This is a genomic window from Nevskia sp., from assembly GCF_023266035.1.
Lineage (GTDB): Bacteria > Pseudomonadota > Gammaproteobacteria > Nevskiales > Nevskiaceae > Nevskia.
Genome location: NZ_JAHFRY010000170.1, coordinates 1 through 8098, shown reverse-complemented (window position 1 = coordinate 8098; position 8098 = coordinate 1). Strand labels below are relative to the sequence as shown.

Sequence of the window (8098 nt, the reverse complement as noted above, 5' to 3'; positions counted from 1 at the left end):
GAATCGACGCGGCGGCGCTCAGGCCACCGACACCTTCACGTCGACGCTCATGCCCAGATAGTCGTTCGACGCGCCGGTGAAACTGCCGGTCAAGGGCACCGCCTGCGAAGCATCGCGCGCCACCGCGACGCGGATCAGATTGCGACCACCGAACAGCGCGTTGGTCGGATCGAACTCGACCCAGCCGGCGCCCGGCAGATAGACCTGCATCCAGGCGTGCGTGGCGCCGCCGCCGACCACTTCCGTCCCCTCATCGACCTCGGCCCCGACCAGGCTTGCGTCATACAGGTAGCCGGACACGAAACGCGCCGCGAGCCCCAGGCTGCGCACCGCTTCCATCATGAACACCGCGAAATCGCGACAACTGCCGCTGCCCTTGTCGAGCGTTTCCTCGGGCGTCTGCACGCCCATTTCCTCGCGCCGCGCATAAGTGAACTGCTCCTTGATCGCGGCATTCATCGCCATCAGCACATCGAGCGTTTCCGGGTTGCCTTCCTCACGCAGCACGAACGACTTGGCCCAGAGATCGACCCGATGCAGCGGGTCCGGATAGTGCCGTTCCGAAGTGCGGCCGAGATCGGCAATCTCCTGCACCGAATAACTGAACGGCAGATAGCGCGCGAATTCCTCGACCTCCAGCTTCTGCGGCTCGTTCGGAAAATGCTCGGCGTGGAACGTCGACACGAACGACAGATCGGTCGCCTCTTCCTCGAAGCTGGCGATGGCAATCGAGTTGCCGAAGACATCGTGCAGCCAGCGCACCGAGGCCGCCGGCGTGATGGTCAAACCGGTTTCGATCAGGCGCAGGTCGTGGCTGTCGCGCGGCCGGCACATCAGGCGGTGCTCGTGCAGGGCAACGGGCCTGGCGTAGCGGTAAACGGTGGTGTGTTCGACCGTGAGCATGGTCATGACGGCAAAGGGTCCTGAAGCGGGTATTGAGTGGCAGTTTGCATTAAAGCCATCGTGGCTCTGTGCGATGAGTAGCTTTGGCCGCTTTAGTGAGCACGGTTTATTCCTGCTACCGATTTTCGCGGTTGTGACAGGCCGGCTTTTACTGCAATGCGTGTCGTTTGGTTGGCTTCTGGTCTTGGCGTAGTGCTGAATTTTTTATGACCTTCACCGAACCATTCCGCGCTTACACGCGGGTCACTTTCTTCGAACGCCCGAAGAAAGTAACCAAAGAAGTGCGCCCCGCGGCATGCCGCCGACTCGCGAAAAGAAGAAGCGCGAGTCGGTGCCCTGCGCTTCTCGCGCTCTCCGGGGCGCCGCGCCGACAGGCCATCCATGGCCTGGCAGCGCTCGACCGGCATCCATGCCGGTCGTCCCTCTCCGAGCACTGCGATGCTCGGCGGCATGCAGGGGGGATGACCATCAGAAGCGAAGCACGGCAACGTCAAAAGCCAAGGCAACGGCCCATCAAAGCACCGCCACACCAACAGCGTCACGGCGGGCTTTTGATTCTGGTTTTGTGGTTGACGTTGCGGTTGCTGTGGACGTTGGTCCCCCTTAAGCGCGCCGAGCATCGCAGGCCATGGCGGATAGGCTCTGAAGGAGGCGAGGCAGGATGCCGAAGCCTTTTCGCCGCGCCATGGATGGCGCGTCGAAAAGCCCCGTCATGGCCGAGAAGCGCAGGGCATCGGATCGCGCTTTTCGCTTCTCGCGATCCGACGCAGCGCCGGGGGCGCGCTTTCTTTGGTTACTTTCTTTGCGCGCCAAAGAAAGTGACCCGCGCGACAGCGCGGAATGGTTCGGTTAAGCCAAAAGAGTCAGAGATGCAGGCGACACCGAATCCGTCGGAATGCGCGACGAAGCCGCCTTCCCGATCTACTAGGGCTAGCGTCGAAGGCGTCCAGTGGAGCGACTGGCTAGGCACCCACATATGCGAATCCACAGTGGCGGCATTTTGCATCACGCATAAAAAAGTACGGTCCACTAATTGCCAGTTTGGCGCACCGGGGGCATTGCAAAAGCGAGAGACGACGACCGAGCGCAATCCAAATGGCAATCCAAGTTGCGAAGACGCCATAGAAAAACCAACTGGGTGCCTGAACGCCAAACATTGATCGGTAGACAATGAGAACAAGCGTTCCCAAGGGAGGCCAGCCGACCCACCAATAAAAGAAGTGATTGCGACGTGACCGCACAGCAGACCAGAAAGCAGCGTCAGTCATGGTGGGCGCCTAACGTCAATTAGCTACGCGGCAAATCCGCCAACTTCACCACTCCACCCTTCGCATACGCCTCTACCGGCACACTCTTATCAATCAACAACTCCCGCAACATCTGAATCGCCGGGAAAATCTCCTGATTCCAGTCCTCCCCCTGCGCATCGAACGCCGCCTGCTCCGCTTCGACGATATGCGTGTCCTGGCCGAAGATGCCGTTGGTGAAGGCGACGATGAACGGCCAGATCACGTGGATCATTCCCGGGATCGGCGGCTTGCGGATCATCATCAGGCCGTAGGTCTGGTTCTTCCGCTGCGCTGAGTCAGTCGGCCAATAGCAGTTCCACAGATCCAGTGCCGGCTCGTCGACCGGGCTGCCGGCGGTCCAGAACTGCAGGGTCTGGTACGGGTACTGGGTGCGAATGGTCATCTTGTCGATGGAGCCATCGGTGACCTTCGCGGCACCCTTGCGGTTGATCATGAAACGCTCGCCGAGCGGCTGCTTGCCGGCGGCGCGGGAGAAGGTGTAGTCGCACTCCACCCAGCCATCGCCGCTGCGCAGATCGATCATCGTCGCGCGGATGCTGCCCATCAGGCTGCGGTGCAGGAACTGATGGTTCATGTCCATCAGGTTCTCGTGCATGAAGCTCCAGTGGCAGCCGATGGTCCGGTCCAGGGTGCGGGTCTTGTACTCGGACTTGGCGAAGGTGGAGACATCCGGAAACGCGGCATAACCGGCCGCCGAGAGATCGCCCGGATAGACGAACACGAAGCCGTAGGCCTCGCGTACCGGGTAGCTCTTGACGCCGTTCGGCAACTGCTTGCCTTCGTCGAGATACGGCACGTTGACGCAGGCGCCAGTGCGGTCGTAAGTCCAGCAGTGGTAGTGGCACTGCAGGCGTTCGCCACGGACGACGCCGAGGCTCAGCGGCACCTGGCGATGGGCGCAGCGATCTTCCAGCGCGAACAGATCGCCCTTCTCCGGCCGCACCAGCGCGATCGGTTCGCCGGCAAAACTGACGGCCAGCGATTTGCCGGCTTTCAGCGCTTTCGAGCGTGCCAGCGGATACCAGAAGTTCGGATCGAGGCCGGACTTGCGGAGGTCGGCGGCTTCGCGCTTCGGTGCGGGGGCGTGGCGGCGGAGGGCGGTGATCGAGGACATGAGTACAGCTCCGGAAAGATTCAAATTTTCGGAAAAGAGCCTAGCACGAGGCTCTTTGATTGCTCCTTCCCCCGCTTTGCTGGGGAAGGAGACCAGCAAGGTCTAGCCCTTCAGCAGCGGCTTCAGGAAGCGCCCGGTATGCGAGCGCTTGTTCTTGGCGATGTCTTCCGGCGTGCCCGCCGCGACGATCTCGCCGCCGCCGCTGCCGCCTTCCGGGCCCATGTCGATCAGCCAGTCGGCGCGCTTGATGACATCGAGGTTGTGCTCGATGACCACCACGGTATTGCCGGCATCACGCAGGCGATCGAGCACCTTCAACAGCTGGGCGACGTCGTGGAAATGCAGGCCGGTGGTCGGTTCATCGAGGATGTACAAGGTCCGGCCGGTGTCGCGCTTCGACAGTTCCTTGGCCAGCTTGACTCTCTGCGCTTCGCCGCCCGAGAGCGTGGTCGCGTTCTGGCCGAGCTTCACATACGAAAGGCCGACGTCGAGCAGGGTTTCCAGCTTGCGGGCCAGCGCCGGCACCGGCTTGAACAGTGCCAGCGCGTCTTCGATGGTGAGATCGAGCACGTCGTTGATGGTCTTGCCCTTGTAGCGGATCTCCAGGGTTTCGCGGTTGTAGCGCTTGCCCTTGCAGGTGTCGCAGGTGACGTAGACATCGGGCAGGAAGTGCATCTCCACCTTGATGACGCCGTCGCCCTCGCAGGTTTCGCAGCGGCCGCCCTTGACGTTGAAGCTGAAGCGCCCGGCTTCGTAGCCGCGTTCTCTCGACTGCGGCACTTGCGCGAACAACTCGCGGATCGGCGTGAACAGGCCGGTGTAGGTCGCCGGGTTCGAGCGCGGCGTGCGGCCGATCGGCGATTGATCGATGTCGATGACCTTGTCGAGATGCTCCAGGCCTTCGATGCTGTCGCAGGCCGCGTGACGGGTGCCGGCATTGTTCAACGCCCGCGCCGCGTAGCCGAGCAGGGTGTCGTTGATCAGGGTCGACTTGCCGGAGCCGGAGACGCCGGTGACACAGGTCATCAGGCCGATCGGAATCTCGGCGGTGACACCCTTCAGGTTGTTGCCGCGGGCATTGCGCAGCACGATCTGCTTCTTGGGATCGCGCTTGCCACGGACCTTCGGTACCGGAATACCTTCCGTGCCGGACAGGTAGCGGCCGGTCAGCGATTTCGGGTTGGCGATCACCTGCGCCGGCGTGCCTTGGGCGACGATATGACCGCCGTGGACGCCGGCGCCGGGGCCGATGTCGACCACGTAATCGGCCTGGCGGATTGCTTCCTCGTCGTGCTCGACGACGATCACCGTATTGCCGATGTCACGCAGATGGACCAGCGTCTTCAGCAGGCGTTCGTTGTCGCGCTGATGCAGGCCGATGCTCGGTTCATCGAGCACGTACAGCACGCCGACCAGGCCGGCGCCGATCTGCGAGGCCAAGCGGATGCGCTGCGCTTCGCCGCCGGACAGGGTTTCCGCCGAGCGCGACAAGGTCAGGTAATCGAGGCCGACATTGTTCAGGAAGCCGAGGCGCGCGCTGATCTCCTTGAGGATCTTGTCGGCGATCTCGCCCTTGTGGCCGGGCAGACTCAGTTTCTGGAAATGCGCTTCGGCGTCGCGCACCGATTTCGAAACCACGGTCGGCAGGCTGGTGCCGTCGACGAAGACATGGCGCGCCGAGCGATTGAGGCGCTCGCCCATGCACTCGGGGCAAGGCTTGTCGGACAGGTACTTGGCCAGTTCCTCGCGTACTGCGGCCGATTCGGTTTCCTTGTAGCGGCGTTCCAGGTTCGGCAGCACGCCTTCGAACTTGTGGATGCGGGTGACCACCTTGCCGCGCTCGTCCGGATATTCGAAGGCGATCTTGTCGTCGCCGCTGCCGTAAAGCACGGCAGTGCGCGCCTTCTCCGGCAGCTTCTGGAACGGCTTGTCGGTATCGAACTTGTAGTGCTTGGCCAGCGACGAAACCAGCGCCCAGTAATAGGGATTGCGGCGATCCCAGCCGCGGATCGCGCCGTCGGCGAGCGAGGCGTCCGGATGCGTCACGACACGATCCGGGTCGAATACCTGCAGCACGCCGAGGCCATCGCAGCTGGCGCAGGCGCCGCTCGGCGAATTGAACGAGAACAGGCGCGGTTCGAGGTCTTCCAGCGAGTAACCGCAATGCGGACAGGCCATGCGGGCGCTGAAGGTGATGTCCGGCGTCGCGGCGGCGGCCACGTGCGGCGCAACCAAGGCCAGACCATCGGACAGGCGCAGCGCGGTCTCGAAGGATTCGGTGATCCGCTGCTTGAGGTTATTGTTGACGCCGTCGCCAGCGCCGGCGTCCGGCCTCACCTTGAAGCGATCGACGACGATTTCGATGTCGTGCTTCAGCTTGCGGTTCAGGGTCGGCGCTTCGTCCAGCTCGTAGACCTTGCCGTCGATGCGCGCGCGGACAAAACCCTGGGCGCGCATCTGATCGAACCATTCGGCGTGCTCGCCCTTGCGGCCACGGACCACCGGCGCCAGCAGCATCCAGGCCGATTCGGCCGGAAGCTGAAGCACGTGGTCGACCATCTGCGAAACGCTCTGCGCTTCCAGCGCCACCGCCGGATGATCCGGGCAGTAGGCGGTGCCGACGCGGGCATAGAGCAGGCGCAGGTAATCGTAGATTTCGGTGACCGTGCCGACCGTCGAGCGCGGGTTGTGCGAGGTCGCCTTCTGCTCGATCGAGATCGCCGGGCTCAGGCCTTCGATCGAATCGACATCCGGCTTCTGCATCATCGACAGGAACTGCCGCGCGTAGGCCGACAGGCTCTCGACATAGCGGCGCTGGCCTTCGGCGTACAGCGTGTCGAAGGCCAGCGAGGACTTGCCGGAACCGGAGAGGCCGGTGATGACGATCAGCTTGTCTCGCGGCAGCTCCAGCGAGATGTTCTTCAGGTTGTGCGTGCGCGCACCGCGGATGCGGATCGAATCCATGACGGGAAAGATTAGTGAACGCTGGGGGCAATCGAGCACTATACGGAACTTGCCGCCCTACCCGCCCATGCTTGAGTTGCCGTGACTGATTTACTGTCCCGAGAAGCGCGCGCGCGCCAGCCGCTGGTCTGGCTGATGATCGGCAGCAATGCCGGCGAGACCGGCCAGCTCCGCGTGCTGGGCCAAGCCCTGGGCTGGCCATGCATCGAGAAATCGATAGCCGTGCCCAGCCTAGCTCCGGCCATCGGCGAAACCTGGCCGGATTTGGTGATCTCGTTCGGCAAGGGTCTGCGTGCCGCAGCAAAAGTGGTCGCACACAGCGATCGACGCACCCGGCTGGTGCATCTCGGACGGCCGCGCTGGGTCAGGCTGGACGCGATCGATCTGATCATCCCGATGCCGCAGGATCGACTGCCGCCAGCAGCCAACGTGCTGCCGATCCGCATGTCCTTCAACGACAGGATCGGCGCGCTCGATGCAGTGCCCGCCGACCTATCGTCCGGCGGCTGGCAGGACCTGCCCCGGCCGTGGTCGGTCGTCCTGGTCGGCGGAGCCACGCGGCATTTCCGCTTCGACGAGGACGACGCTCGCGAGCTCGGCACACTGGCCAGCCAGCATGCACAAGCCGGTGGCGGCAGCCTGCTGGTCACCACCAGCCCGCGCACCGGCGCCAGCACCGCGCAGGCGGTGCGGTCTGCGCTGCAGGCGCCCCATTTTTTTTTCTACGAGTACCGGCGCGACGACGACGCCAATCCTCTGCCGGTCTGGCTGCAGCGGGCCGACGATCTGATCGTCACCGGCGACAGCGCCTCGATGCTCGCCGAAGCCTGGCGCACCGGCCGGCCGGTACAGGTGCTGCCGCTCGCCGGCCACAGCACGCCGACGCGTCGCGGGTTGTCCCGCCTGCAGCGGCGTTGTCCGAAAGCGCTCTATGCGTTCCTGCTGAAGCGCGGCATCGTCGCCGCGCCGGTCGATCTGGCGAGCTGGATCGACGAACGCGTTGCCGAGGGCGATTTCAGTGTGCTGGGTCAGCGCGACGAGAACCGCCGGCAATCGCTGCGCGCCGATGACGATCTCGCCAGAGCGGTGACCAGGATTCGCAGCCTGCTGGGTCAGTAAGTCAGCTGGCGCGTCGCGCCATCTCGATACACGCCAGCGCATCGGGGCGCAGATGGCGTCGAGCCATTTCGTCTTCGAGGAAGCGCTGCGAGAAAACGCCGAGGTCGAGGCACTCGCCGACCAGCCGGAAGAAATGCTGCTGCTGAGCCGGATCGGGATGAATCTTGTATCGGCCGTTCGGGGCATCACCGGCCACCAGCCGGTTGCCGACCCGGCGCAGACGCTGTTTGATCCGCTGCAGACGGCTGCGACCATTGGTCACGAACTCCGCCGGCAGGCCACTCTTCCAGGGCTGGGTCTTGCGGTTGGTGTTGTGCAGCATGCGGGTGTCCGGTGCCAGCCGATCGAAATCGTTCCAGACCGTTTCCAGCTCGCCCACCGAACCGGCGGGTTCGTCGAGCAGCCACATCCAGTCCCGGTAGTCCCGGCCGCCCTCGAACAGTTCGCCGAACTGCCGCTCCGCCTGCCAGTGCGAAAGCCTGGCGCAATCGAGCACCATGACGCTCGATGCGAAGTGCTCGGGTTCACCGGCTTTGGCCGGAATCGCGCGCGCCAGCACCGCGTGCGACTGCATGTCCCGCTCCAGCAGTTCGTTGATGTCGCCGATCGCGAAGATGTCCGGATCGATAACCACCGCCCGGCCCTGATAGCCCATCTCGGCAGGCACCGCGAAGCGCAGCGGCGTGAA

Annotated in this window: 5 protein-coding genes; 1 reads left to right on the top strand and 4 read right to left on the bottom strand. The window is 63.7% G+C overall.

Going from position 1 to position 8098, the window contains the following annotated elements; genetic code table 11:
- Positions 1-18: 18 nt before the first annotated feature.
- From Q0D45_RS19535 to uvrA, 3 genes are all read right to left on the bottom strand, one after another.
- Complete coding sequence (locus Q0D45_RS19535; protein ID WP_293396971.1) at positions 19-909, bottom strand: transglutaminase family protein; 891 nt, start codon at positions 907-909, stop codon at positions 19-21.
- A 1281-nt stretch (positions 910-2190) separates the two neighbouring features.
- On the bottom strand, positions 2191-3327 hold the full coding sequence (locus tag Q0D45_RS19530) for an aromatic ring-hydroxylating dioxygenase subunit alpha (RefSeq protein ID WP_293396968.1): 1137 nt from the start codon (positions 3325-3327) through the stop codon (positions 2191-2193).
- Between the two features lie 102 nt (positions 3328-3429).
- The gene (uvrA, locus tag Q0D45_RS19525; RefSeq protein ID WP_293396965.1) at positions 3430-6291 is read right to left on the bottom strand and encodes an excinuclease ABC subunit UvrA; all 2862 of its coding nucleotides are present in this window, start codon (positions 6289-6291) and stop codon (positions 3430-3432) included.
- Positions 6292-6372: 81 nt separating this feature from the next.
- Between uvrA and Q0D45_RS19520 the strand changes: the two genes are divergently transcribed.
- Positions 6373-7410 carry an ELM1/GtrOC1 family putative glycosyltransferase gene (locus Q0D45_RS19520; protein WP_293396962.1) on the top strand — a complete coding sequence of 346 codons (1038 nt, stop codon included), beginning with the start codon at positions 6373-6375 and terminating at the stop codon, positions 7408-7410.
- Position 7411: 1 nt separating this feature from the next.
- Here the strand turns inward: Q0D45_RS19520 and Q0D45_RS19515 are convergent.
- A partial coding sequence (locus tag Q0D45_RS19515) for a hypothetical protein (RefSeq protein WP_293396959.1) occupies positions 7412-8098 on the bottom strand: 687 nt, incomplete at its 5' end.

What these genes read in the sequence shown, in the direction of transcription:
- Q0D45_RS19535 (WP_293396971.1), bottom strand. Translation starts at nt 909, where the DNA reads ATGACCATGCTCACGGTCGAACACACCACCGTTTACCGCTACGCCAGG.
- Q0D45_RS19530 (WP_293396968.1), bottom strand. Translation starts at nt 3,327, where the DNA reads ATGTCCTCGATCACCGCCCTCCGCCGCCACGCCCCCGCACCGAAGCGC.
- uvrA (WP_293396965.1), bottom strand. Translation starts at nt 6,291, where the DNA reads ATGGATTCGATCCGCATCCGCGGTGCGCGCACGCACAACCTGAAGAAC.